Raw genomic sequence first — 24,522 nt, 5'->3', positions numbered from 1 at the left:
CGGGAGAGCGCCATGGTGATGGAGAACTGGAGTGAGAACCAGGCCAACGTGGAGCGGATGGTGACCGGCAGAATCGTGGACGCCGGCCCGGACCACCTGACGGTTCACGACCTCGCCGCGGGAGAGGACGTCACGGTGCGCATCGACGACCGCGCCCGCTACAGCTGGACGGACGTCACCGAGGAGGGCCGGTTGACGGACAATGCCCAGATTCGCATCGGCTACTTCATCGCCGGTGGGCTCCACATCGCCACGGAGATTCGCGTGCTCGACCCGGGGGACGGAGAGTCCATCGCCGACGCCATCCCCCGCACCCTCCACTGACACGGCGGCCCGGGGCCTGCCCCTCCGGCCGGAGGCCAGGCGCACGGCGGCATCCCCGCTGCGCACGCGCCGGGGGGACCCCACGATGGCCTCGAGGAGCTCCACCCAGGAGGCAAGGATGTTCGGGAACACCAAGGCGTTCAGCGGTTTCTCGGTGAACGACGTACAGGCGGCCCGGAAGTTCTACGAGGAGACGCTGGGCCTGAAGGTGTCGGTGGAGAACGGCATCCTGTCCCTGCACCTTGCCGGAGGCCGGGACGTGCTGGCCTACCCCAAGGACGACCACGTCCCCGCCACCTTCACCATCCTCAACTTCCCGGTGCCGGACGTGGGCAAGGCCGTGGACCAGCTCTCCGCCCGCGGCGTGCGCTTCGAGCGCTACCCGCAGTTCGAGAAGGACACCGACGCGAAGGGCATCTTCCACGGCGGCGGTCCTCTGATTGCCTGGTTCAAGGACCCCGCAGGCAACGTGCTGTCCGTCATCCAGGAAGGCTAGCCGCGCTTCTTCGCGCCCAGCCGCGCCCCGGGGGAGTCCGGCTCGCGGGGCAGGTGGCGCAGCCCCATCCACCCGAGCGCCGCGACATGCCGTGACACGTGGTCGATGGAGAAGGACTTGCCCTCCGTGGCCCACCACTGGCCCACCTGCGTCACCATCCCCACCAGCGCATTGGCGTAGATGGGGGCCACCTTGGGGTTGAAGCCCGCGCGCTCGAACTCGCTGCGGAAGATGTCGCCCACCCGCTGCGCCAGGTCGTCGATGACGCGCGTCAGGCCGCGCCGCGCGGTGGCCAGCGGCGAGTCGCGCGTCAGCACCGCGAAGCCCGCGGGCTCCTCCTTCGCGTACGTCATGAAGGCCAGCACCGCCGCCTCGAAGCGCTCGCGCGGCGTGCCCTGGGAGATGCTCTCCGACATGCGCGCCACCAGGTCGTCCATCTCCCGGTCCACGATGGCCGCGTAGAGCCCCTCCTTCGCGCCGAAGTGCTCGTAGACGATGGGCTTGGACACGCCTGCCTGCTGGGCCACCTCCTCAATCGAGGTCGCCTCGTAGCCGTGCGAGGCGAAGACCCCCCGGCCGACCTCCATCAGCTGGACCCGGCGGTCGGCGCCCGACAAACGCTTCTTCTTCGCCACGTTGACCTCTAACCTACTCGCGAGTAACTTACTCAACCGGAACCTACTGGCCGGTAACCCATCGGCGGAAGCTGGAGCCCTCCATGTACCTCGCCATCTGCGGAGCCGTCTTCCTGGCGGCGTATCTGCTCAACATCCTCACGATTTCGGTGGGTTACCACCGGGGCCTGGCGCACAAGGCGGTGCGCCTGCACCCGGCGCTGCGCGGGGCGCTCATCACCGGAGGCAACTGGCTCACGGGGCTGGACCCGAAGGCGTGGGTGGTGATGCACCGGCTCCACCACACGCACTCCGACACGCCGTTGGACCCGCACTCGCCGGTCAACGTCGGGCTCCTCGGCATCGGGCTGGAGCAGCTGCGCAACTACAAGCGCGTCATCGTGGGGCTCTTGCGCGAGGAGCCGGAGTACACGCGCCATGCGAGGGACCTGGACTTCCCGCTCAACGCGCTGAACCGCACCGGGCGCTGGTACCTGCCGTACCTCCTGCACGCCGCGGTGGGACTGGCGCTGGGCGTGGGCATCGGCTGGCTCCTGGGCGCCGCGTGGTTCCTGGGGATGATGAGCCACCCGGTGCAGGGGGGCATCGTCAACGCGCTCGGGCACGCGGTGGGCGGGCGCAACTTCGACACGCCGGACAACTCGCGCAACAACCACCTGGCCGCGTGGCTCATCCTCGGCGAGGGCTTCCAGAACAACCACCACCGCCATCCGGCGTCCGCGTCCTTCTCCTACCGGCGGCACGAGGTCGACCTCGGCTATGGTGCCTGCGTGCTCCTCGAAAAGCTGGGCCTCGTCACCATCCAACGCGACTCCCTCATTCCTCGTCCGCCGTCGGAGTCGGCCGTCGAAGCGCGGGCCGCGTCCTGAACGCCCGGGCCGCGGAGAAGCCGAAGCTCCGAGGGGTGCTGCACCAGTTCGCCGCCGCGAGCGCGCTCGGGGCGGGGTGTGTGCTCGTGTCGATGGCGCCCACGCCCCGTGCCGCCGCCGCGGCGGCGCTGTATGCCATCAGCCTGGTGGTGCTGTTCTCGGTCAGCGCGACGTACCACCGGGTGGACTGGTCCCCGCGCGGGCGGGCGTGGATGCGGCGCATGGACCACGCGTCCATCTTCATCCTCATCGCGGGGACCTATACGCCGGTGGCGCTGCTGGGCGTCACCGGAGCGGCGGGTGACAGCCTGCTGCTCGCCATCTGGTGCGGGGCGCTCCTCGGCGTCCTCCAGTCGCTGTTCTGGGTGGGGGCGCCGAAGGTCGTCACGGCGGCGCTCGCCGTCGCCGTCGGCTGGACGCTGGTGCCGTACCTCGGGGATGCACGCCGGGCGCTCGGTGCCGCCGAGCTCGCCCTCATCCTCGCTGGCGGCGTCGCCTACACCACGGGCGCCATCGCGTATGCCCTGAAGCGGCCGGACCTGCGGCCCGGGGTGTTCGGCTACCACGAGCTCTTCCACGCGCTCACGCTGGTGGGCGCCGGGCTGCACTTCGTCGTGGTGCTGCGGCTCGTCCGCGCCGCGAGCGCGTAGCCGGGGCTTCGGAGGCAGGCCGCCGTCAGGCGCGCGGCTGCACCCTCCCGTGGGCCGGGCGCTCAGCTCACGGAGGACCCACCGGCGGCGCGCTGGCCCGGCGCTCCGGGCCCGCCTCCCGCTCGGCGCGCGAGCCCGTGACGAGCCCGTGAGCCGCGGGGCCGGGAGCCCAGCCGGCCAGGGACTCGAGCAGCGCTGCCAGTACGCTCCACGCCGCCGGTGCCTGCTGGAAGCAGGCGCTCTCACGCGCCTGGAGCGCCGCCACCACCCGCACGTGGGACTTCTTCTTCGGGCGCATCGTCGACCAGTACCGGCCCGCGGCGGCGCGGAAGTCGTCCTGGGGGAAGCGCCGCACCAGCGTGTGGAGGACGTGCACGCCGCAGGTGAGCTGCGCGTACGGATTCAGCAGCGAGCGCTCCGGGTGGCTGGAGTGGAACGTGCGGGCCCCCGCGCCCGCCGCCACATCGCTCGTGAAGGCCGCCCGGTCCGCCTCCCAGTCGAACCGGCAGCCCAGCCCCTCCGCCGGGGGATAGCCGGCCATGTCCGCATAGGAGAGCTGGAGCAGCCCCTCGCTGAGGATGGGCCGGCGCGTCACCGGGTCCACGGCCTGCCGCCGCGTGGCCCGGTCGATGATGCCCGTCTCGTTGAACATCACCCGCCGGTCCCACCCGGACTCCGGCCCGGAGATGGCGTACAGCAGGTCCGCGTAGAACTGGAGGCGCGCGTCGGGCGCCAGCTCCGCCCACCGGGGGCAGAAGTCCGCCATCTTCTCCGCGGGCAGCGTCCGCAGCGCCGGCACCTTCGCCGCCTCCGCACGGACGTGCGCGTCGTAGGCCGGCACCCAGCCCCGCACGGGCGCGGGCCGCGACTCCGTGAGCGGCTCCGGCACCTGGGCCCACACGTCGACACCCCAGACGACACTCAGCAGCAACAGCAATCGCTGACGCATGACGGGCCCCGGGTGGAAGGGAAGGACAGTCTGCTCACGCTGGACGTCCCATGCCGCGCTGGGAGCGCTGCCTGCTCACCCGTGGACACCGCCCGGGCCCGCTCGGGTCCACAGCCACACGGGTAGGTAGGGAGTTCAGTAATACCGTAAAATCTCGTGGGTACTTGATAGTCGCGTAAATCACGTGAGACTCTGATTCCAGCCGTACCCATCCCAGTTCGTTTTTCCCCAGGGGGTTTCAGAATGCAGAATCGAGTACGTGGAGCGCTCGGAGTCGCGGCGCTGTCGTTCCTCGTTGGCGCGTGCAACGAGGCAGCTCCGGCGGCGGGCGCGAAGGCTCCGGAGTCCGGGAGCCGCAGCCAGCGGCTGGAGAATGGCGTCAACGTCATCGAGGCAGACGCGTCCGGCGCCCCCAGCTTCATCGGTGGGGACCTGGGCACGCTGCCCGTCATCGACTCGGTGGGCGCGGAGTCGCTGCAGGCCCCGCACCTGGCGTCGGTGATCGCCACCGTGGCGCCGCTGCTGAAGCTGGACCCGGCGGACCTCACCTTCACCAAGTCGTACAAGGACCCCCAGGGCGACGTGCACTACCGCTACGCGGTCACCCGCCAGGGCCTGCCGGTGTTCGGCGGTGAGCTGCGGCTGCACGCGCGTGACGGCAAGGTCTTCGCGGCGAACACCAACGTTCGCAGCGACCTGAAGGCCGCGGAGAAGGCCTCCATCGCCTCCGACGCGGCGGTGGCCGCGGCGGCCGCGGACCGCGACACGCTCGAGGGCTCCGTTACCAGCCCCGAGGCGGAGCTGGTCTACTGGCGTGACGGCGAAGAGCTGCGCCTGATGTACAAGCTCGAGCAGACCGGTGAGAAGCCGGACGGCACCCCGGTGCGCGACATCATCCTGGTCGACGCGCAGAAGGGCGACGTGCAGCTGCGCATTCCGACCATCCACGAGGCGCTCAACCGCCGGATGCACACCGGCAACAACCTCAGCACGCTGCCCGGCCCCGTGGCGCGCACCGAGGGACAGGCCCCCGTGGCCGACGCGGTGGTCAACACCAACTACGACCACCTGGGCACCGTCTACAACTGCTACAGCTCGCTGTTCGGCCGTGACTCCATCAACAACGCGGGCGCGCTGCTCATCAGCACCGTGCACCACCGCGTCAACTACGTGAACGCCTTCTGGAACGGCACCCAGATGGTGTACGGCGATGGCGACGGCGTGAACGCGTCCAACCTGGCCAACTCGCTGGACGTGACGGCGCACGAGCTGACGCACGCCGTGACGGACAACGAGTCGGACCTCATCTACTCGGGTGAGTCCGGCGGTCTGAACGAGTCCATGTCGGACATCTTCGGCGCGGTCTGCGAGTGGTACGGCGACGGTGCGGGTGACGTCACCGCCCGCCACTGGCTCATCGGCGACGACGTCTGGACGCCGAGCATCCCGAACGACGCGCTCCGCTACATGAACAGCCCGACGGTTGACGGCGTCTCGCTGGACTACTACCCGGACTACTCGTCGGGCACGGACGTGCACTACAGCTCCGGCATCTCCAACCTGGCGTTCTACCTGCTGTCGCAGGGTGGCACGCACCCGCGCGGCAAGACGACGCAGGCCGTCGCGGGCATCGGCATCGAGAAGGCCGCGCGCATCTTCTACAAGGCCAACGCGGACCTGCTCCTGCCGTCCTCCAACTTCGAGGCCGCGAAGACGGCCACGGAGCAGGCGGCCGCGCAGCTGGGCTACGACGCCGCCACCGTCACCTCGGTGAGCAACGCGTGGAAGGCCGTCGGCGTGGGCGTGCCGGTGCCTCCTCCGGTCAACACCCCGATGGAGAAGAACGTCCCCGTCACGGGCCTCTCCGGCGCGCGCAGCAGCAAGGTGTACTTCTCCGTGGTGGTGCCCGAGGGCGCGAAGAACCTGAAGTTCACCATGTCCGGTGGCACGGGTGATGCGGACCTGTACGTCCGCTACAACAACGCGCCGACGTCCACCTCGTACGACTGCCGTCCGTACTCCGGCGGCAACAACGAGACGTGCACCTTCGCCGCTCCGGCGCAGGGCACCTGGTACGCGATGCTGAACGGCTTCAGCGCCTACGCCGGCGTGTCGCTGGTGGTGACGTGGGAGGGCGGCTACGTGCCCATCGAGCCGAACGTGCAGATCTCCGGCCTGTCCGGCGCGGCGGGCTCGTCGCAGGTGTTCACCGTGCAGATTCCGGAGCGCACCGACGGTGGCACCCGCAACATCCACGTCCAGCTGCGTGGCACGGGCAACGCGGACCTGTACGTGCAGCGCGCCGCGGTGCCCTCGGCCTCCGCCTACGACTGCCGTGGCGTGAACGAGCACAGCACGGAGAACTGCAACCTGAACGGCTTCGAGCCGGGCAAGTATTACGTGCAGGTCTTCGGCGCGAAGGGCGGCTTCACGGACGGCACGCTCATCGTCAAGTTCAACTGAGCCACGGGCGGAAGGGGCCGTTCCTCCGGCCTCCTTCCGTCTGACGGGAAGCGCCCCGGTTGCCCGCGAGGGTGGCCGGGGCGTTTTTCGTTCCGCTACTTCGGTGGAGCCGCTCCTTGAACCTGGGTTGACACGTGGCGCCGGGGCGTCCGTAGTCTGGCCACATGGCTATCAGAATGGACAACGTCGGAATCGTCGTCGTGGATCTCACCGCGGCGATCGCGTTCTTCACCGAGCTCGGCCTCGAACTCGAAGGACGCGCCATGGTGGAGGGCAAGTGGGCAGGGCGCGTCACCGGCCTGGGCTCCCAGCGCGTCGAGATCGCCATGATGCGCACGCCGGACGGCCACGGAAAGCTCGAGCTCTCACGCTTTCTCGAACCGGATGTGGTCGCCGATCACCGCACCGCACCGGTGAACGCCCTGGGCTACCTCCGCGTCATGTTCGAGGTGGACGACCTCGATGAGACGCTCGAGCGTCTCTACAAACACGGTGCGGAGCTCGTCAGCGATGAAGTGGTGCGGTACGAGGACGTGTACCTGCTCTGCTACATCCGCGGACCCGAGGGCATTCTCATCGGGCTCGCCCAGTCAATCCGCTGAGCCGGCATCCGCCGCACCTGCGGTTCCGCTCCCGTCGAGCCCCGCGAGTGCGGACGCCAGGAAATCATCTTGCTCCGCACCTGCGCAGCGCCAGCAGGGGACTCAGCGTGCTGCTGCTGTGTTCCGTCCCCGCGCTCGTAGAGGAATGGGCGCACGGCCCCAGCCGATTTCGCTAGGCTCCAGCAGCTTTTCCGACAGGAGCCCTCCGATAGAAATGAAGCACTCCCTCCCGGTCGTCGCGACCGTCCTGCTGGTCCTTGGCATCGGCTTCCTCTCCGTCCCGGCCCAGGCTGGCAGCCGCCCCCAGCGCGTGCGCAGCGCGGTGGGCGTCGTGAAGCTGTGGTCCGAGTCGCAGCACCTCTACGTCAAGGGCGACATTGGCGTGTCGGACGAGCGGCTTCGTGAGCTGGAGAAGTGGCTGACGGCGAACGCGCCTCACTGGACCGTGGTGCTGCTGGACAGTGCCAAGGGTGAGCGCTTCGCCGACGCCGAGGGCACCTCCTTCGAGGGAATCGAGGCGGTGAAGCACGCGCTCGGCAAGGGGCTGTCGAATCGCACGCGCTTCGGCGCGCTGAAGCATCCGCGCACGGGCGAGCAGGACGGCGCCATCTTCCTCCTCTCGCTGGAGGAGCGGAACCTGTCCTACTTCGCCTCGGACGCGCAGGACCGGCGCGGGCTGGGCGAGGAGCACTGGGTGGGCACGCTGGATGCGGCCGCCATCGCCGCCATGCGCGACGGTGGCCGCGTCGTCGATGCGGCGCGCGACACCATCACCACCATCGACACCCGGCTGGCCCGCGCCGTGAGCCAGGAGGAGGCTGCGCGGGAGCAGCGGCGCGTCTCGCTGCGCGACCGCCTGCAAGGGCTCCTGGGCACGCTCGACACCATCGCCGCGCTCCGGGACGAGACGTTCCAGGGGCGGGCCGTGCCCCTCGTGCCCCAGGCCAACCCGGACCTCGCGGGGCTTCGCGCGAAGGTGGCCCTCGCGCTGAAGCTGCTGGAGCCCGCGGACAAGGCGCGCTTCGAGGAGGCGGAGGCGGCGCACGAGACGCTGCGGGTCGCCATCGACGAGGCCCGCAAGGGCGTGGAGGAATGTCGCGCGGCCCTCATGAGGCTCCGGCAGGAGGAGACCGCGCTCGCGTCGCTCCTGGCGCATCCCCTCCGTCGCTTCGAGCCACCGGAGGTGGGGGCCGCCCAGGAAGCGCTCGAAGCAGCCCGGTCCGCCGCCCAGGTGCTGTCGGGTGACCGGGAGGCGCGCTTCGGCGAGGCGGTGGCGCGGCGGGAGGCCCTGGGCAAGGTGCTGGAGGACCTGTCCCAGCGCGAGCAGCGGATGAACGCGCTTCCGGGCCTGCTCGACGCCGCGGAGAAGCGGCCCGACGCGCCGCTCGTCCAGTCGCACCTCGTGGCCTCGCGTGAGGCACTGCGGAAGGCGCGTGAGGCGTTCGAGCGCGGAGAGCCTGCGTTCACCGGGTGGGTGCGCGCGAGCGACGAGGCCTACGCGGTGGCCCTCGCGGGCATCCGGAAGGCCGAGGTGGAGCGCGCCCTGCGCGTGTTCGGCGTGTTCATGGGCTCGGTGACGCTGCTCACCGCCCTGGGCATCGCGCGCTTCCGGCGCAACCGGCGCAGGCGCGAGGCCCTGACGCGCTACACGCAGTGGCGCACCGCCATCGACGAGAAGACCCAGGCCCTCTTCGGGTTGCTGGACCGGACCCACGGCGTGGCCGGCCGCTCCCGGGAGGACATCGAGCAGCGCTATGCGGGCGTCTCGCGCGAGCGGGCGCTGAAGCTCGCCTCGGACGTGGACGAGCTGTTCCTGCTGTCCGTCGCCGCGTCGCGCGTGCTGGGCGAGGCCGACACCTGGCTCACGGGAGGAACGGGGGTCCTGAACGGGTTCGGGAAGCACCTGACGACCGGGCGGTACACGCGCGTCACGCACCTGCTGCGCGACCAGCCCATCGTCTTCCACCCCGACGAGGGGGTCGAGCTGGTGCTCCGGGGCGGCCGCACCGACGCGCAGAAGCTCATCGGACCGCTGGCCAGCTACCAGCCGTTCTCCCTGTCCTTCGAGGCACTCGTCGAGGCGTTCAACACGCGCGCCGCGAACGCGCTCGCCGCGCTCGATTCGCTGGAGCATGCGCCGGAGCACGCCCGGGAGCAGATTGCCCGGCTGGTGGACCTGTCCGCCGAGCTGCGCGGCCACGAGGCGGAGGTGGAAGGGCTGCGGGCCCCGGCGCTCGTGGGACGCGTGGCGCCCGCGCTGGAGGCGTGCGTCGAGCGTGCACGGGCGCTGCTGCTCCAGGACCCGCTCGGGGCGCTCGAGGGTCCGCTCCAGGAGGGGCTGCGACAGGGGATGGACACCCGGGCCCTGCGCGCGGTGCTCGGGCGCGGCCGTGCGGAGGTGCTGCCCACGGCGGAGCGCGCGGGCGTCGCGCTCGTCGCCACCGGGCTGCCCCGCCACTGGGTGGACCGGTCCATCGAGCTGCTCACACACGAGGGAAACGCGGTGGCGGAAGCCCTGGTGGAGCGGCCCGTCACGGCCGACCTCCAGTCGCTCACCGAAGGCCTGGAGCTGCTTCGCACGCGCACCTCGGAAGCCGAGGCGCTGGTCACGATGGCCGGAAAGGCTCGCGCCGAGCTGACCCGGGCGGCGGGGGCCATCGACACCGCGAGGACCGAGCTGGGCCAGGCCATGGGCAAGCCGCCCTCGGCGCTGCTGCGCGAGGAGGGCTCCAATCCGTCCCACCTCGCGGGCTCGGGCGAGCAGTCACTCGCGGAGGCCCGCGAGGCGCTGGGGGAGGGGGCTCTGGAACCGGCGTGCACCGGGCTCACCGCTGCGCTGGCGCGGGTGTCCGAGGTGGATGCCGTGCTCGCCCACAGCCGCGAGGCCCTGGCGCGCTTCGCCCCTCGACGCGAGGCCTGTCTGACCGAGGCGCGGCGGCTGGAGCGGCTCGCGGCGGAACGGGAGGCGCTGCTGGGCGAGGTGACGCGGCGCTACCAGCCTTCCGCGCTGCGCCTGCGCGCGGGAGACCCCGTGCACCCGAACGCGAACGGCACCGTGGGGGACAACCTGGGTGAGGCGGCCTCGCACCGGAAGCAGGCGGCGGGGCTGCTCCGCGAGGCGGATGCCGCCTTCGACGCCGCGCGGCTGCTCGCCACCGCGGAGCTGCTGCGCCAGGTGGAGGGACACCACGCCCTCGTCGCTCACCGCCTGGACGAATTGGAGGAGAAGGTCCGCCAGCTCGAGGCCGCCGAGGCGGCGAACGCGCGGACGCTCATGGCCACCGAGCTGCTGGCCACCGCCTGCGCCACCGAGGCCGCCGACCTGCGCACCATGGCGCCCACGCAGGCGGCGCTCGCGGCGGGCGGGCTCCTGCTTCATGCCGCGCGGGAGGCGGTGGCGGCCCGTCCCTCCGAACCCTTCTCCGCGGCCGAGCGACTCACCGCGGCGACCCTGGCGCTCACCCAGGTCCAGCAAGGCGTGGCGAACGACCGCAAGCTGCACGCGAGGGCAGGGGAGCGCATCGCGTCCGCGAAGGCCGAGCTGAAGGAGGCCGAGTCGCTCGCGAAGCGCGCCGCCAGCGACGGAGTGACCGACAGCCAGGAGACGACCCGCGCCCGGCGGGCGGTGGAGGAAATGGGCCGCGCGCTCGCCATGGCGGCACGGAGGCTGGACGCCGCTCACGAGGACTGGAACGCGGTGGACGCGGAGGCCGGGCGCCTCGAGTCGCGGTTGGAGACCGCGGCCTCCTCGCTGAGAGGAGAGCTCGAGGCGGCCGAGCGCGCCGTGGGTGCCATCGAGGAGGCGAGCCGCGCCGTGCAGCGCGCGGACCGCTGGTCGGGTGACTACGGCGTGAGCATCTCCGGGAGGCCCGGGGCGTCGCAGCTCTCCGATGCGCGCGAGGCCTTGCGGCAGGGGCACTACCCGGCGGCGGAGCAGGCCGCGCAATGGGCCGAGCGGTCCGCGCTGGATGCCATCCGGGAAGCCGAGCGAGAGGAGGCCCGACGTCGCCGAGAGGAGGAGGAGCGACGCGAAGCAGAGCGCCGGCGGCGGGAGGAGGAGCGGCGGCGGCGAGAGGAGGAAGAAGAGCGCCGCAGGGAGGCCGCCCGGCCCCGGAGCACCAGCTCGTCCTGGAGCAGCTCGTCCTGGAGCAGCAGCGACGATGGGGGTTCGTCGTCGGGCAGCGGCTCGGGCTTCCGCAGCTCCAGTTGGTGACTCGCGGGGCCCAGCTTCATCTCAGCGCCACTCCACTCGGGCGTACCCGGACACCGACGCCCTTAGCAGTTGCTGCGCCTCGGGGGGGACGCGGGCCGCTCCCTGAACGCGCAGGGCCCGGGTGCTGAAGCCCATGGCGGCGTGCACGGCGGCAGACAGATGGTTCGCGCCCGCACTGCTCACCAGCGTGGCACGAACGGGCACATCCTCCGAAGGCGTCACCACGAGCGCCCACTGGCCCGGGGCGTGTGCTTCAAAGCGCTCCAGCCGCGAGGCCAGTCCCGAGTCCACGCACAGGTACACATCCGTCGAGGTCGCGTTCCGGAGGAACAGGCGCGTCAGCCGGGGCAGCCGCGACAGCTCCTTGAACAGGCTCAAGAATCCCGGAGGGAGGCCCTCCGACAGCCCGAGCTGCCGCACCCCGACCCCGAGGCTCTCGGTGGCCAGCGTCCGCGCGACGAGTGGAACCACGCCCCTCAGTATCGTCACTCCACCCAGGTTTTCGTGCGAGAGCCACTTCGCCGCATCCAAGAACCGCGTCCCGGCCAGGTCCACCTCCCGAACCGTCCTCCAAACCCGTCCGGGCTCGGGCAGCCCGCCGCTCCAGTCGCGACTCAGCCGGACGGCGAAGGGAAAGCCCCGCTCGAAGCGGATGGAGCCCCGCGCCACATGGGGGCCGAGCGGAGCCTCCCATTGCCACGCGTTCGTCTCCAGCAATCGCTCGATGCGAGCCCTGTTCGAGCGCGGCATGCACTGGAGCATGATGAGCTCGCCCCACGGCACCCCGTCCTGCAGCAGGTGGTCGGCCAGCACCATCCGCGCGGACGTGTCCCTGGGGTCCGCGTACACACGCGCCAGGAGGAGCTCGCGGATGGACGCGCTTCGTGCCTCGGAGGTTTCGCGCTCGGAGAGGGCCTGCTCCAGGTCCATGCACCGGGCCAGGGTCGCCGCGTCCAGCGGTGGGGGCACCACGGCGGCGATGGCCTGGAGCACTTCGTCCAGCAACCCGGTCTGGTTGAAGCCAGACGGGAGCGTCAGCCGCAGCGCCCGCAGCGGCTCCAGGGCGCGCGGGTCCTTCGTGGCCTTGAACGCGCGGCAAAGCGCCCTGAACGAGTGCCGGTCGAGCGCGGCAGGCCTGAACACGAGGTCCAGCAACACCGGGGTGAGGCGTGGGTCCGATGACCACTGGGTGAGGATGTGCAGCTCTTTGGGCAGGTGGCCCCAGAACCCGCTGTTCACCGTCGTCATCGAGGTGGCCAGCAGTCCCGGCACGTCCAGCGGGTGATGCTCCTTCATGGTCAGAGACCATTCGCTGTACCGGCGCGGAGTGGGGGGGGCGGTGAGCCGCGACGACAGCCGCTCCACCAGCGCGGCGACACGCGCCTCGCGCCGCTGGCGCCAGGCGTTCAGCAGGAACTGGAAGCTCTCCACCTCCGCGTGGCCTTCGAAGGCCTCGGCCGCGCGGGCAAGGTCATCAAGGGTGTCGCTCACCGCGCCAGTCTATCCCGGCCGGAGCGTATAGCCGTCCGAAGCGCGTGTTCTCGCTGCTGCACGAGGCCCGACGGGTCTTCCTCCCGGAGGTTGCACCCGCGCGCCGCGTCATCACCCGAGGCACATCACACCGAGAGCCCCGGTCCGTCTCTGTGATGCGGTGATGCCGCCCACCGGCGAGGAGTCACTCGCAGGCTGGAAACTCTTCACCATTGTCACCACGGTGCACCATGGGCAAAGCACGTCGCGAACTGAAGACCGACCCCGCTCGCGGGCTCACCGTCGCCGGGCAGAGCGTCTATTACAGCCTCGGCTCGTCGGATTGGACCAACCTGACGAGCGGGCCGTACGCGTCCTCGACCTACAGCTACTCGCCGCCGCCGGGCGGGGGTGGGCCGAACATCGAGCTGGCGACGATGAACATGGCGAACTGGGGCGGGGCGGGCTCCTGGTACTCGGCGAAGATGCGGCTCGGCGTCGCGCTCGGCTTTGGCCAGTACGAGCTGTCCATCAAGGTGGGCGCCGGGAGCGGCGTGACCACGACCTTCTACTTGAGCGAATTCGATCAGGACCAGGAGCAGGAGATCGACTTCGAGTTCTCCGGCCACTGCACCCCCGGGTCCTCGCCGTGTGGCACGCAGAGCGTGTCGACCAACGTCTGGTGGCAGAAAAAGGCGTACGCGAACACCGCGACGCCGCTGTGGACCGGCACCCCGCCGAACCCGCTGCCCGACACGACCTCCGGCTGGGGCGCGTCGGTGTACCGCTACCGCATCGACTGGGAGCCGGACATGGTCACCTGGTCGGTCGACCTCACGGGCACGGGCAACAACTACGTCGTCATCCGGAGCCAGGACATGTCGACGGTCGGCGCTTACGACGAGTCGCTGTGCTACGCCTTCATCAGCTTCTGGCAGGGCTGGACGCCCGACGGCTCGCCGTTCCTGAACGGCGCCGACGCGTCCGGCAACTGCGGCGCCTCTGGCGGTTGCTACCAAGCGTTCTATTTCCAGTCCCTCAAGTTCACCCCCTCGGAGAACAACCAGCTCGTCGCGCTGGTTCCCTGAGGAGCATGGGAAGGACTGGGCCCCTGTTGTGCGGACTTGGGGCTGGCGCCGGAGGGCGGGGTGGCACGCGGTTTCCAGCACCGCCAGTCCCCTCCGGCTCGCGAACAGCACACAAGGTCCAGGCATGCAGCGCGTTCATGAGCTCCACCCCCGAAGCAGTGCTGGCTCACCACCAGCGAAGTTGGGAGCGTTGCTTACTGCGAGAATTGCTTCCGCGTCACACTCTGGCCCAAGGACGCCAACCTGCCGTTCGCGCCCTCTCCGGGTCTGGGGAGCCGGGTCGACACGTACGGCATCATCCAGCTACTTCACCAGGGTCCGTACGCGGGTCAGCAACTCGGCCGTGACGGGTTGGGCTCCGAGCCGCTCTTCGAGGCTGACCAGTCCACCCTGGTCCGTCTTCCCCGTGACAAGGACGAGGAGTTTCGTCCCCGGAGCGAAGAGCTTCGAAGAGAGTCCGGGCACGTCGCCGGGCTGGGCCGTGGGGCTGTGGGCCACCACCACGTGGCGCACCACCACTTCCGGGCCAGAGACGTGTCCCTTGAGGGGCTCATCGAGCCGGTAGCAAACCTCCTGGTACATGGGAATGCGCCCCGCCCATTGAGGCGGCGGTGCGCCCACCGAGACGACCGTGCCCACGAAAGCCACCGTGCTCCGAGCCAAGGCCGCCTCCAAGGGGGGCTGCGCCTGCTGCGTTGGAGCATCGGGTTTGCCGGTAGCCATGGCTGTTTCCATCGAAGTCATCATGAGCGTGAGGGACAAGAGCCGCAGGTTCACGGCCCGCTCGGATTGACACGGGTGATGCCCGTGATGTTGTTACCGCTGACGCGGATCTGCTCCTGGTAGCCGTTGTCGTACTGGAAGATGACCTCTCCACCGGGGCCTCTCGCCGTGTCATTCGGAGGTAGCCGCAACTGCGACGTCTGACCGATGTCCCGCCGATATTGGTTTTCCGCATTGATGGCCGCGGTGTGACTGACCGCATAGCCATTTCCCAGAGCGCCCTGGTACGCCTCCGCCATCGCATGGACCAGATTCTGTCCTCGGGCCATGGCGTCGGGGTTGCCAGCCGGAGGGGTGAGAGGCCACTGCTCGAAGTCGTCCAGATCGATGGTTTGCTGGCCGGCTGAGGGATACTGGAAGCCATCCACGAAGATTCCCGCCTGACCGCGCCCCGTGTTCACCGTGATGGGATGGGCCGAGTCGGCGTTGATGGTGTTCATCAGCGTGCGGAACGAGGGGGAGGTGAGCATCTCCCGGCGCACCATGTGCACATAGCTCGCCTGGTCGGCGTTGCTCCCGCTGACAGTCAGGCCCGCTCCCGGGGTAAAGGTGGCCGAGTCAATGCGGTCCACCTGGGCCTGCTCCGCGCTCGTCAGCCCTTCCGAGGCCATTGCGGAGCGCAGCGCGCGCAGCTTCTCCGCGCCGCCCGGAGCCTCGGCCAGAGTCAGCAGGGCATCGTTGCCGAGCGAGCGGAGGTAGGCCTCCGCGTTGCCGTGGGTCGAGATGCCGCTGAGCACCTCCGTCCGTTGCGCCGCCGTCAATCCCTGGAAGGACGTGTCGCTCGCGAGAGACGACAGCTCTCCGGCCAGCCGGCTGTCTCCTGGCCGCGTCAACTGCGTTCCCACCAGCTGCTCTTGCGTCGCGACCCCGAGGCCAGAGACCCCTGGAGAGGCCACCAGGCGCTGCATGTTGGTCGCGGTCTGGACGGGGTTGGAGCTGGTCGTGATGGCCGTCTCCGTTCGCAGCCGCAGGCCTTCCGGCAGGGCCGAGTAGGCAGGCGTGTTCCGAAGCTGGTCGAGCCTCTGGGGCAGCTCGCCATGACCTCCGCCTCGGCCCGGGACGACGCCGCCGGGGCGGGGCGTCGTCTCGAAGGTAGACTCCTCATTCCTTCGGGCCGGGGGGGGTGGGGGCCGTGGAGTGGACGCTGTTGGCGAGGCCCGGCCCGCGATGGGCGCGGGAGGCTGCGGCGGGCGGCTGAAGACCGGCTTGATGCTCATGTGAGAGTCCCTTCCAACTCGGAGTGTGAGCATGCCAGGGGTTTCACTGAAATTGAAGCCAGACTCCAGGCAGTCGCTTGCACTGGGATGTGCCGAACAGAAGGCAGACTGGCTCACGGGCGCATCAGGCCATTGCTTTATCAGCCGAGGAGGCCGCACTCCTCCCCACGGCGCTTCGTTGTCGAAGAATCCCGGCAATCCCTCACGGACACCGGGCTTCCCACATCGAAGGTGACCTGGACCGAGGCCCTGAAGGGCCTGACAGTTCTTCTGGTAGAGCGCTTCGCAGTTCTTCTGGATCCGCGCGTGGGGGCAGTGACCTATGGCGTCTACGTATAGGTATAGGCGGAATTGGCGGCCACTTTCACCTCGGCGTCTGGTAGCCCCTCAGTGCGCCCTCCTGGGACGCTGGCGGGCCGTGGCCCTCGAGGGGGGCCCTCCGGGGCCCGCCGCAGCCAGGACAGGTGAAGACGTCGAAGTCGAAACTGCGCTTGAGCAGCGTCGCCTGGTCCAACCGCGCAGCACGCTGCTTCCTCCGCACCTGCGCAGCGCCAGCAGGGGCCTCAGCGAAGGCGCCGTGGAACCTCGTGAGGTTTGTCCGCGGTGAAGGCAGCGTTCGTGAAGGGAGCACAAGGGGGACGCGCGATTCGGGAGCCCCTGGGCTTGCCCACGGCAGGTGCGAGCTTGGCCCGGTGCGAGGGTTCCTGCAATGTGTGGGGTGGTGAGGCTCAAGCTGCCACAGCCAAGAGAGTCAAGCTCCTGCCGCACCTCATGGGCAGGCGGCTTGGGCAGGCGTGTACCCAAGGGGGCTGCGCGGCCTCTGCACCGGCCGGGCGCACAGAGCTCAGGCGGCCCCGTCAGCGGTACTCCTCGGCCCCTCGGCGCCTGCCACCTCCCTCAACCAGTCTTCGCCTGATGCGCCTCACTGCATATAGGTCCGGCAGGCTTCGGCGTTTACGCCGAACGTGGCACCTTGCTTGATTTAGGCTCGACAAGCTTCCATCGCTCAAAAGAATCGAGCATAGAAAAATTCCCCATTCGAAACGCGCTAACAATAGCTGTATAGAAGTCCACGTCGTTCTGAGCAAGCAATTGGGAGAACTTCTTTTCTAGAACATCATGCCCCCACGTGTTACGCATTATTCTCTCATCGACCATGGACCTGAGTTCGCCGATGAAGCGACTGTCGTCGCGACCTTCACAGCGTTCCACCAGGGCCCCAAGAAAATTCAGAATTGCGACAACATAGTAGCTCTCGCGCTTTTCATTAAGGGCATTCTGAATGATCGTGCGTGCCTCTCTTGATCGCTGATTGGCGATGAGGAACTCCGCGTAGTTTGCGGCATATGTTTGATCTTTGGGGTCGAGTTCTATCGCTCGAATGAACAGGGGCTCCGCTTTGGATTGGTCGCCATATTCCGAATAGAATACGGCGAGGGCCATGATGATAGGCGCTGTCTCGGGCGCCAAATTCAAGGCCTGTCGATAGGCGAGCTCAGCGGCTGCCACATCACCCCTGCATGCAGCAAGAAACCGACCATAGTTTACATGGCAAATTAGTCTGCCAGGGTTGGTCTCAATGACTTTTTTGAACATCGCCTCCGCTTCATCAAGTTTGCCTCGATAGGTGCTTATCAGATTGGCGTACTTGATGATTGCTTGTAGGTGATCAGGGTCGACTTCTAGGGCTTTTTGGAGCAGGCGCTCAGCCTCGTCTGGATTTCTAAGGGCCTCCAAATAGATGGCTGCTCGCGCTACATAGAGTTGAGCGCTCCTCGGGTTGAGCTCGATTGCTTTGGAAATGATTTTATCAGCTTCGACAGGTTTGCTGCATTTGTCTGACAGGAATTTTGAAAAGCTGAGATGTAGCTCGGCGGATTTGGGGAACTTGTGAAGTCCCTGCCGATAGATTGTTTCTTGCTGTTCGAGGTCCCTTTCCCTCTGTGCACGCGCATCCCACGCCCACCAGCCGCCGGCGCGCTCCAAGGTCGAACTGAGTGCAGCTGTAACTTCTGGGTGGCCTGAGGTGTCAAGCGCCAGAACACGCTCTCGGTAATTCTCTGCACGCTTTTTTGCACGCTCTTCGATAATGGAATCCAGCGGCTCGATTCCAAGCGCGGATCCAAGCAAAATCATTAACAAATCAAAATCTGGCACTGGGACCAGGGTACCTCGGTGGTGCTTGACAAGGTCTTTAATTCGATTGCTCGGAGTGCTCTTCTCGTAGTAGCACCAGATGAGTTGCCCCTTGATGTCTCCCTGATCTAGCGATTCCAAGAGATCCATCAAGCTGTCGTCGTTTCCGCCGTAGCCTACAAAGATGGGCGTGTAGTGAGAAAAGAGAGACCTCAGCGCACCTGCCCAAGTCTCATGCAGGCGCTTCAAGCTTCTGGGGTCGCTCTTGGGGCCCAATAGCAAGTCCCGATGGATTTTACAGACAAGAGGGCGACGCATCGCAGCCCGCACAAACCCTGTGAGGGCCTCGTGCCCCACGACAAAGGGAAATGTGTCCGTGTATATGGCGAGAGCGTCTGCTATTAGATTGTCGAAGTTGGTGGTGACCACGAGGCGATGGCGCGTATTTTCGATGGCCTTCGCGAGAATGGAATATCCCGGGCTTGGGTCTTTGCCCGCCATTAGTTCTTCGAGGTATGCATACCCTTCGTCTGGGTGGTCGCGGAAACGCCGCTCGTAGATCTGAGGATAGAAGGTTGCAGCTTGCTCCAGCAAGAATCCTTCAATCTCAAGATTGCTTGATGTGGCCCATTCCTCAAATGGACGTCCCGACGTGTCCATTCGTTCATGTAACTCATGAAGCCAGTTGTTTACAAGCTCGCCTCCGGTAGGAATTCCCGAAGCGCGCGACGCGCCGGCGCCTAAGACCCAGGCAAATGCATGGTCGTGCATTTTCGTGTGCACGAAGCGAAAATGGTCGCAGAATCCCTTGAGTGTCCAAGTAGTCGGATCGGCCACGTGAGTTCCTGTCAATGTACGATGGGATCGAATATTGGGCGGGTGCCATCACCACGGCTGACTTCCTCGGATTGTGAACGAACGATGCCCCATCAGCAAATTCGATTTGGCAAGTCCAGCGGGGTGGTTTTGACCCTTCTTGAGATTGCGTGTCCACTTAGTCTTTAGGCGCGGCTGCGTACGTATACGTATAGGCGGAATTGGCGGCCACTTTCACCGCGGCGTCGGGTAGCCCCTCTGTGCGCCCCCTTGGGACGCTGACGGGCCGTGGCCCTCAAGGGGGTGCGCGTCCCCCCGCCGCCCGCCTGCGCGCGCACTGCTGGCCTGTCCGGCGGCCTCTGTGTCCCGGCCGGTGGCGCTGAAACCGAGGTGTCGGGGGGGCCTCTGCCCTTGAGTGCAGCCACTGCCCTTGGGGCGGGCCCCGTGCAGAGGCCAGGGGCAAGGGGAGGGTGGGCAACCCCAGGTGCCTCGGTAACGTGTGCCCTGGCGAGGTGGAGCCGGGCAGGGCCCGGTGGAGGCGCGCGGGTGGGCGCACGGGCGGAGGGGCGGTCATGGGCGGGCGCTCCCACCCTTGAGGGCGCGGCGTCGCCGGGAGATGACACCGGGCAGGAGCACCACGGCCACCAGCATCCACGAGGCATCTCCTGGACTCGCCGCGCAGCCGTCACTTCCCTTGGCAGGGGGCTCCTCGGGCGGGGGTTCGCCAGGTGGCGTGTCGACGGGCGGGGGGCCGCTGGTTGGGGTCGTGACGGTGAAGTGCACGGCGCCGCTGGCCGCACTGGTGCCCCCTTCGTCACGGGCCGTGGCGCTCACGGTATGCGGCCCGTTCCCCAGGGCCGAGGTGGGCGTGAAGGACCAGGCTCCCGCCGCATCGGCCAGGGTCGTGCCGGCCACGACGCCGTCCAGGGTGACGGTGACGGTGCTGCCGGGCGGGGCGGTGCCAGAGATGACGGGCGTGGGGTCGTCCAGGGTGGCGCCGTCGGCGGGCGAGGTGAGGTCAGGGGCCGCGGGCTTCATCAGCGCCACCCTCCAGGTGTGAAGGGCCGGGGTGGCGTCCGAGTTGCCGGCGGCATCGCGCGCCCGCACCTGGAAGAAGTGGTCGCCCGCCGCCAGGTGGTCGTAGGTCGCTGGCGAGGTGCAGATGGTGTAGGCCGCGCCGTCCAGGCTGCAGTCCAAGGGAGCCCCCTCCTCGCTGGCGGAGAAGACGAAGGTGGCCGTGCGCTGGGAACTGGGGTTGGTGGGAGCAGAGGTGAGGTGCGTGTCGGGGGCCGTCCGGTCCACCGTCCAGGTGTGAGAGGCCGGGGTGTCGTCTGTGTTGCCGGCCTTGTCCCGTGCGCGCACCTGGAAGCCATGGGACCCCTCGATGAGTCCGGTGGCGGAGACAGGTGAGGTGCAGCGGGTGAAGGCCGCGCCGTCCAGGCTGCACTCGAAGCGGGCGCCCGCGTCATCGGAGCTGAAGACGAAAGTGGCCCGGTTCTGCCGCGTGGGGTGGGCCGGAGCGGAGGTGAGGAGGGTCTCTGGCGCCGTCGAGTCGCGCCGGAGGTGGAGCACCTTGCTGCCGGTGAGGCCGTTGACGGTGGCCCCCAACAGGTACTGCCCGGGAGGCAGCTCGGGCATCTGCGCCGTGACGTGGTCGCTCGAGAAGTCCCGCGGGAGCAGCGGGATCCACCGCTCCCGGGAGAGGTCTCGCAGCATCAGCAGGGGGAAGTCCGTGGGACTCGAGCGGCTGTTGCCACCGCTGGCTTCCGAGACGCCTCGCAGGAACAGGCCACCGACGGTGAAGACCTGCCCGGGCTCCAGCGACGTGCCAGTCGAGAGGGTGGCGAGGGAGGGCCGCCACTCTGGGTGGCTCACCGTCGCTCCGTAGACCTCGGCGCTGGCGAGCACTCCGCTGCTGTTGGACCCACCCACCACGAGCACCCTGCCATCGGGCAGCACCGTGGCCGTGTGGTCGTAGCGCACCTGCGCCGGCCAGGCCGTGAAGGACCAGAATTCGATGTTCGGGTCATACAGCTCCGCGGTCGCGACGCTGAGGCCCTGCCCGCCCGTCGCGAGCACCTTGCCATCGGGCAGCAGCGTTGCCGTATGCCGGGCGCGGCCCACGAAGAGCCAGCCGGCGGAGGACCACCAGTCGAGGACCGGGTCATACAGCGATGCACTGGAATAGACCCTGTCGTCGGTGGCTCCGCCCACGACGAGCACCTCGCCCGTGGGCAGCAGCAGGACCGCGGCGTCCTGGACGTTGCCTGCCGGCTCGGTGGACGACCACGTGCCGGTGTCCGGGTCATACAGCTCGGCGCGGGAGTTGTAGCCGCTGGAGCCCATTCCGCCCACCACGAACACCTTGCCCGAGAGCAGCAGCGTCGCCGTGTGGTGGGTGCGGCCCAGCGCGAGCGAGCCGGTGGAGGACCAGGTGCCGGTGTCCGGGTCATACAGCTCGGCGCTCGCAAGCGGGTGGAGGCTGTCCGTCCCTCCCGCCACCAGCACCTTGCCCGTGGAGAGCAACGTCGCCGTGTGTTGTTGCCGGAGCTGCGCGAGCGAGCCGGTGGAGGACCAGGTGCCGGTGTCCGGGTCATACAGCTCGGCGCTGGCGAGGGGGCCACCAGGGCCCGCCCCTCCCACGACGAGCACCTTGCCCGTGGGCAGCAGCGTCGCCGTGAAGCCATGGCGGGCCTGCGCGAGCGAGCCGGTAGAGGACCAGGTGCCGGTGTCCGGGTCATACAGCTCGGCGCTGGCGAGGGAGCCGCCGGCCCCCATTCCCCCCGTCACGAGCACCTTGCCCGTGGGCAGCGGCGTCGCCGTGTGGCCGCTGCGGGCCTCGGAGAGCGAGCCGGTGGAGGCCCAGGAGGCGGGGGTGGGATCATGGAGTTCGACACTGCTGAGGCTGTCGCTGCCTCCGGCATATCCACCGACGACCAGCACCTTGCCCGTGGGCAGCAGGGTGGCCGTGTGCGCGGCGCGGGCCTGCGAGAGCGAGCCCGCGGAGGACCAGGAGCCGGTGACGGGGTCATACAGCTCGGCGCTGGCGGTGTAGCCGCTGGGGCCCGACCCGCCCACCACGAGCACCTTGCCCGAGGGCATCAGGGTCGCCGTGTGGTCGGAGCGGGCCTCGGAGAGCGAGCCGATGGAGGACCAGGAGCCGTTGGCCGGGTCATACAGCTCGGCGCTGGCGAGAGAGCCGCCGGCCACCGCGCCTCCTGCGATGAGCACCCTGCCCGTGGGCAGCAGCGTGGCCGTGTGGCCGGTGCGGGCCTGCGCGAGCGAGCCGGCGGAGGACCAGGAGCCGGTGGCCGGGTCGTACAGCGCGGCGCTGGCGTGGGAGCCGCCGCCGCCCATTCCCCCCGCGACGAGCACCTTGCCCGAGGGCAGCAGCGTGGCCGTGTGGCCTTCGCGAGCTTGGGGAAGCGAGCCGGTGGAGGACCAGGTGCCGGTGTCCGGGTCATACAGCTCGGCGCTGGCGAGGGGGCCTCCAGGGCCCGCCCCTCCCACGACGAGCACCTTGCCCGAGGGCAGCAGCGTCGCCGTGTGGAGGCCGCGAGCCCCGGAGAGCGAGCCGGTGGGAGACCAGGAGTCGTTGGCCGGGTCATACAGCAGGACATTGTCGATGGAGACGTCGCCACCCCCTCCCCCCGCGACGAGCACCTTGCCCGAGGGCAGCAGCGTCGCCGTGTGGTTGAAGCGGAGCTGAAGGAGCCCGCTGGTGTCGAGCCAGCGGCCGGTGGGGGAATACCGCTCGACGCGGCCAGCGAACCCGCGCTCGAAGCTCAAGCCGCCCGCCACGAGCACCGAGCCATCGGGGAGCAGTGTGGCCGTGTGGTGGCTCTTGCCTTCGAGCAGCGAGTACGCCGTGCTCCAGCCCGAGCTGGCGAGCCGCGAGGGCTGGGTGGACGCCTCCCGAGCCCGTGGGGGCACGGGCTCGGAGCTGGGGGTGCAGGCGGCGAATAGCAGGAGGAGCGCCGCAGTCAGGTTCACGTGGAATCGAGACATGCGCATCCCCCTACTTCAGGTTGACGGCGCCCACGGAGCCGCCGGTATTGATGTACAACACGCCATTGGCGGAGATCGCCAGGGAGCCAGTCTTCCAGTAGGACCACACCGGCGTATGCTTCACGAGGTCAATCGCATACACATGCCTGTCGGTGCTGACGAAGAGCAGGTTGTCGGTGACGAGCAGGTCGCCATACGAGTCGAAAGAGCCCGCGCGGGCCCCTTCATTGCCTGGCGGTGTCCAACTCCAGAGCAGGGCACCGGTTGACTCGCTGCGGGCTTCCAGCTTCATCCGATAGTGCCCATCCGGGACGTTGATGGCGTACACCACGCCATGGGCCAGCACGGGATTGCCCCCATACCGCCCCGTGACGGACCAGCTCAGACGGCGTGCGGTCGTGTTGAAGTTCAGCAGTTGATTGTCATGGAAGATGTTTCCACTGCTTACGGCGATCACCGAGCCCCCGGTGCCGAGGACGGGCGCGCCCATGCTGTACCCATCCCATTCGTATTTCGGGTCGGCGAGGGTGAAGAGCTCCTGGCCGGTGGACTTGTCCCGGGCGCTCAGAACGCCTTCGAGGAAGGTATAGGCATGGGTCCCATCGACCGCGGGCGTCCATGCGAAGGTGGAGCCGTGCGCCATCGTCACGGACCAGTCCTGTGCGCCCGTGGCGGCGTTGAACGCGCACAGCCGGCTGATCTCGCACGCGGCGTAGACGACTCCGCCTTGAATCGTGGGCGCGTTGAACTCCAGTGGTTGTGAATTGAAAGCCGTTTTGGAGAGCAGGTCCCCCGTGGCCGCGTCGAACGACCACATGGAGGTGTCTTCGTAATTGGCGGTTGCGATGAACACCTTTCCACCCGAGACCGCAGGCGGATTGAGCTGCTGGACGAAGCCGAAATCGAAATCCCACTGGAGCTCCTTGTCGCTCTCCCTGAGCGCGAGCAGCCTTCGCGTCGTGGCCTCCGGGAACCATGGGGAGTTGGAGAGATAGACCAGGCCATTGGCGATGACGGGAGGGCTCAGCGAGATCTCGTCCTCCGGCAGCTTCCAGCTCCACCGAGGCGAGAACCGGCTCGCATCCAGGGTGACCGGGATATGGCCTGTATGTGAGGGATTGCCCTGGAACGTCTCCCAGTCGGGGACGGAGGGCCAACGGGTCAGCGGTGTCAGGTTGGTACCCCTGAGGACCTGCAAGTCATACGGCAGGGACACAGGTGAGCCCGGATACTGGGCGTGGCAGGCCCGGTCGCGGCACAGCAGCACGTCGATGGCCCCTTGATGACGCCCCTCCGGGAGCGTGGTGGACGTCTGCACACTCGCGAAGTAGTCGCCGGGTCTGTCATCGGCCTGCACCCAGATGTGCGGATCGATCACCCCGGCCTTGTCGACCACGGCGATATAGATATCGCCGGACACGGGAAGGGTGAGGGTCACCTTGACGCTCAAGTAGATGGAGTCGCCAGCGCCATAGGTGCCCCTCAAGAGGTTCGGCGAAAAAGTCATCGCGGGGGGCTGCGATGGACCGCTCCCCCCATCCCCCGCGCCAGTCCCCCCGTCCCCAGGCTCCGTGCCGCTGTCTCCGTGCCCCGTGCCGCTGTCCCCCGGGTCTGTCGTTCCCCCGTCTCCCGAGTCAGGTCCCCCGTCACCGCGGGTACTACCGCCGCAAGCGGCGAGGAGGCACAGCAAAACGAGTGCCGGAAATTTCCTCTGCGCCCAAGCCATGGCTCGACCTCCAGGAAGCCCCATCCGGAACCCGAGCAAGAGGTCCCCGTCTGGAGAGAGCCGGTCAGTCGAGAAAT

16 protein-coding genes are annotated in these 24,522 nt (G+C 68.5%); 8 read left to right on the top strand and 8 right to left on the bottom strand.

Features of this window, described 5'->3' with window-relative positions; genetic code table 11:
• Nucleotides 1-12 precede the first annotated feature (12 nt).
• Both ACX9TP_RS44775 and ACX9TP_RS44770 read left to right on the top strand, forming a co-directional pair.
• Nucleotides 13-324: a hypothetical protein gene (locus ACX9TP_RS44775; RefSeq protein ID WP_482976836.1), complete on the top strand. Its 312-nt coding sequence runs from the start codon at nt 13-15 to the stop codon at nt 322-324.
• A 118-nt stretch (nt 325-442) separates the two neighbouring features.
• Complete coding sequence (locus tag ACX9TP_RS44770) at nt 443-820, top strand: VOC family protein (protein ID WP_482976835.1); 378 nt, start codon at nt 443-445, stop codon at nt 818-820.
• On the opposite strand, the gene ACX9TP_RS44765 is transcribed toward ACX9TP_RS44770, so the two are convergent.
• Nucleotides 817-1,455: a TetR/AcrR family transcriptional regulator gene (locus tag ACX9TP_RS44765; protein ID WP_482976834.1), complete on the bottom strand. Its 639-nt coding sequence runs from the start codon at nt 1,453-1,455 to the stop codon at nt 817-819. The genes ACX9TP_RS44770 and ACX9TP_RS44765 overlap by 4 nt on opposite strands.
• Before the next feature lie 83 nt (nt 1,456-1,538).
• Between ACX9TP_RS44765 and ACX9TP_RS44760 the strand changes: the two genes are divergently transcribed.
• Nucleotides 1,539-2,324, top strand: a complete 786-nt coding sequence (locus ACX9TP_RS44760) for a fatty acid desaturase (protein WP_482976833.1) — start codon at nt 1,539-1,541, stop codon at nt 2,322-2,324.
• 35 nt (nt 2,325-2,359) lie between these two features.
• Nucleotides 2,360-2,974, top strand: a complete 615-nt coding sequence (gene trhA / locus ACX9TP_RS44755; protein ID WP_482976832.1) for a PAQR family membrane homeostasis protein TrhA — start codon at nt 2,360-2,362, stop codon at nt 2,972-2,974.
• A 67-nt stretch (nt 2,975-3,041) separates the two neighbouring features.
• On the opposite strand, the gene ACX9TP_RS44750 is transcribed toward trhA, so the two are convergent.
• Nucleotides 3,042-3,923: a hypothetical protein gene (locus ACX9TP_RS44750; protein ID WP_482976831.1), complete on the bottom strand. Its 882-nt coding sequence runs from the start codon at nt 3,921-3,923 to the stop codon at nt 3,042-3,044.
• A gap of 243 nt (nt 3,924-4,166) precedes the next feature.
• Here ACX9TP_RS44750 and ACX9TP_RS44745 point away from each other — a divergent pair, with 243 nt between their 5' ends.
• The 3 genes from ACX9TP_RS44745 (at nt 4,167) to ACX9TP_RS44735 (ending at nt 11,201) form a co-directional block, all read left to right on the top strand.
• Complete coding sequence (locus ACX9TP_RS44745; protein WP_482976830.1) at nt 4,167-6,386, top strand: M4 family metallopeptidase; 2,220 nt, start codon at nt 4,167-4,169, stop codon at nt 6,384-6,386.
• A gap of 176 nt (nt 6,387-6,562) precedes the next feature.
• Nucleotides 6,563-6,988, top strand: coding sequence for a VOC family protein (locus ACX9TP_RS44740; protein WP_482976829.1), 426 nt, complete (start codon nt 6,563-6,565; stop codon nt 6,986-6,988).
• A gap of 214 nt (nt 6,989-7,202) precedes the next feature.
• Nucleotides 7,203-11,201, top strand: a complete 3,999-nt coding sequence (locus ACX9TP_RS44735) for a hypothetical protein (protein ID WP_482976828.1) — start codon at nt 7,203-7,205, stop codon at nt 11,199-11,201.
• 21 nt (nt 11,202-11,222) lie between these two features.
• On the opposite strand, the gene ACX9TP_RS44730 is transcribed toward ACX9TP_RS44735, so the two are convergent.
• Nucleotides 11,223-12,692: a hypothetical protein gene (locus tag ACX9TP_RS44730; protein ID WP_482976827.1), complete on the bottom strand. Its 1,470-nt coding sequence runs from the start codon at nt 12,690-12,692 to the stop codon at nt 11,223-11,225.
• Between the two features lie 230 nt (nt 12,693-12,922).
• On the opposite strand from ACX9TP_RS44730, the gene ACX9TP_RS44725 reads away from it, so the two are divergent.
• Nucleotides 12,923-13,759: a family 16 glycosylhydrolase gene (locus tag ACX9TP_RS44725; protein ID WP_482976826.1), complete on the top strand. Its 837-nt coding sequence runs from the start codon at nt 12,923-12,925 to the stop codon at nt 13,757-13,759.
• A 303-nt stretch (nt 13,760-14,062) separates the two neighbouring features.
• On the opposite strand, the gene ACX9TP_RS44720 is transcribed toward ACX9TP_RS44725, so the two are convergent.
• The 5 genes from ACX9TP_RS44720 to ACX9TP_RS44700 all read right to left on the bottom strand — a co-directional run bounded on the left by ACX9TP_RS44720 (nt 14,063) and on the right by ACX9TP_RS44700 (nt 24,169).
• Nucleotides 14,063-14,422 (bottom strand): hypothetical protein, encoded by a 360-nt coding sequence (locus tag ACX9TP_RS44720; protein WP_482976825.1) that lies wholly within the window; start codon nt 14,420-14,422, stop codon nt 14,063-14,065.
• A gap of 110 nt (nt 14,423-14,532) precedes the next feature.
• Complete coding sequence (locus tag ACX9TP_RS44715) at nt 14,533-15,450, bottom strand: hypothetical protein (RefSeq protein ID WP_482976824.1); 918 nt, start codon at nt 15,448-15,450, stop codon at nt 14,533-14,535.
• A 1,263-nt stretch (nt 15,451-16,713) separates the two neighbouring features.
• Nucleotides 16,714-18,732, bottom strand: coding sequence for a tetratricopeptide repeat protein (locus ACX9TP_RS44710; RefSeq protein ID WP_482976823.1), 2,019 nt, complete (start codon nt 18,730-18,732; stop codon nt 16,714-16,716).
• A 549-nt stretch (nt 18,733-19,281) separates the two neighbouring features.
• Nucleotides 19,282-22,719, bottom strand: coding sequence for a Kelch repeat-containing protein (locus ACX9TP_RS44705; protein ID WP_482976822.1), 3,438 nt, complete (start codon nt 22,717-22,719; stop codon nt 19,282-19,284).
• Between the two features lie 10 nt (nt 22,720-22,729).
• Nucleotides 22,730-24,169 (bottom strand): outer membrane protein assembly factor BamB family protein, encoded by a 1,440-nt coding sequence (locus ACX9TP_RS44700; protein ID WP_482976821.1) that lies wholly within the window; start codon nt 24,167-24,169, stop codon nt 22,730-22,732.
• Nucleotides 24,170-24,522 lie beyond the last annotated feature (353 nt).

The sequence above is a fragment of the Pyxidicoccus sp. M15 genome, from assembly GCF_056858435.1.
This window is presented reverse-complemented; position numbering and strand designations above follow the sequence as displayed.

Excerpts from the sequence above, each read along its gene's own strand:
- ACX9TP_RS44775 (WP_482976836.1), top strand. The coding sequence starts at position 13 with ATGGTGATGGAGAACTGGAGTGAGAACCAGGCCAACGTGGAGCGGATG.
- ACX9TP_RS44770 (WP_482976835.1), top strand. The coding sequence starts at position 443 with ATGTTCGGGAACACCAAGGCGTTCAGCGGTTTCTCGGTGAACGACGTA.
- ACX9TP_RS44760 (WP_482976833.1), top strand. The coding sequence starts at position 1,539 with ATGTACCTCGCCATCTGCGGAGCCGTCTTCCTGGCGGCGTATCTGCTC.
- ACX9TP_RS44750 (WP_482976831.1), bottom strand. The coding sequence starts at position 3,923 with ATGCGTCAGCGATTGCTGTTGCTGCTGAGTGTCGTCTGGGGTGTCGAC.
- ACX9TP_RS44745 (WP_482976830.1), top strand. The coding sequence starts at position 4,167 with ATGCAGAATCGAGTACGTGGAGCGCTCGGAGTCGCGGCGCTGTCGTTC.
- ACX9TP_RS44740 (WP_482976829.1), top strand. The coding sequence starts at position 6,563 with ATGGACAACGTCGGAATCGTCGTCGTGGATCTCACCGCGGCGATCGCG.
- ACX9TP_RS44735 (WP_482976828.1), top strand. The coding sequence starts at position 7,203 with ATGAAGCACTCCCTCCCGGTCGTCGCGACCGTCCTGCTGGTCCTTGGC.
- ACX9TP_RS44725 (WP_482976826.1), top strand. The coding sequence starts at position 12,923 with ATGGGCAAAGCACGTCGCGAACTGAAGACCGACCCCGCTCGCGGGCTC.
- ACX9TP_RS44715 (WP_482976824.1), bottom strand. The coding sequence starts at position 15,450 with ATGCAGCGCCTGGTGGCCTCTCCAGGGGTCTCTGGCCTCGGGGTCGCG.
- ACX9TP_RS44705 (WP_482976822.1), bottom strand. The coding sequence starts at position 22,719 with ATGTCTCGATTCCACGTGAACCTGACTGCGGCGCTCCTCCTGCTATTC.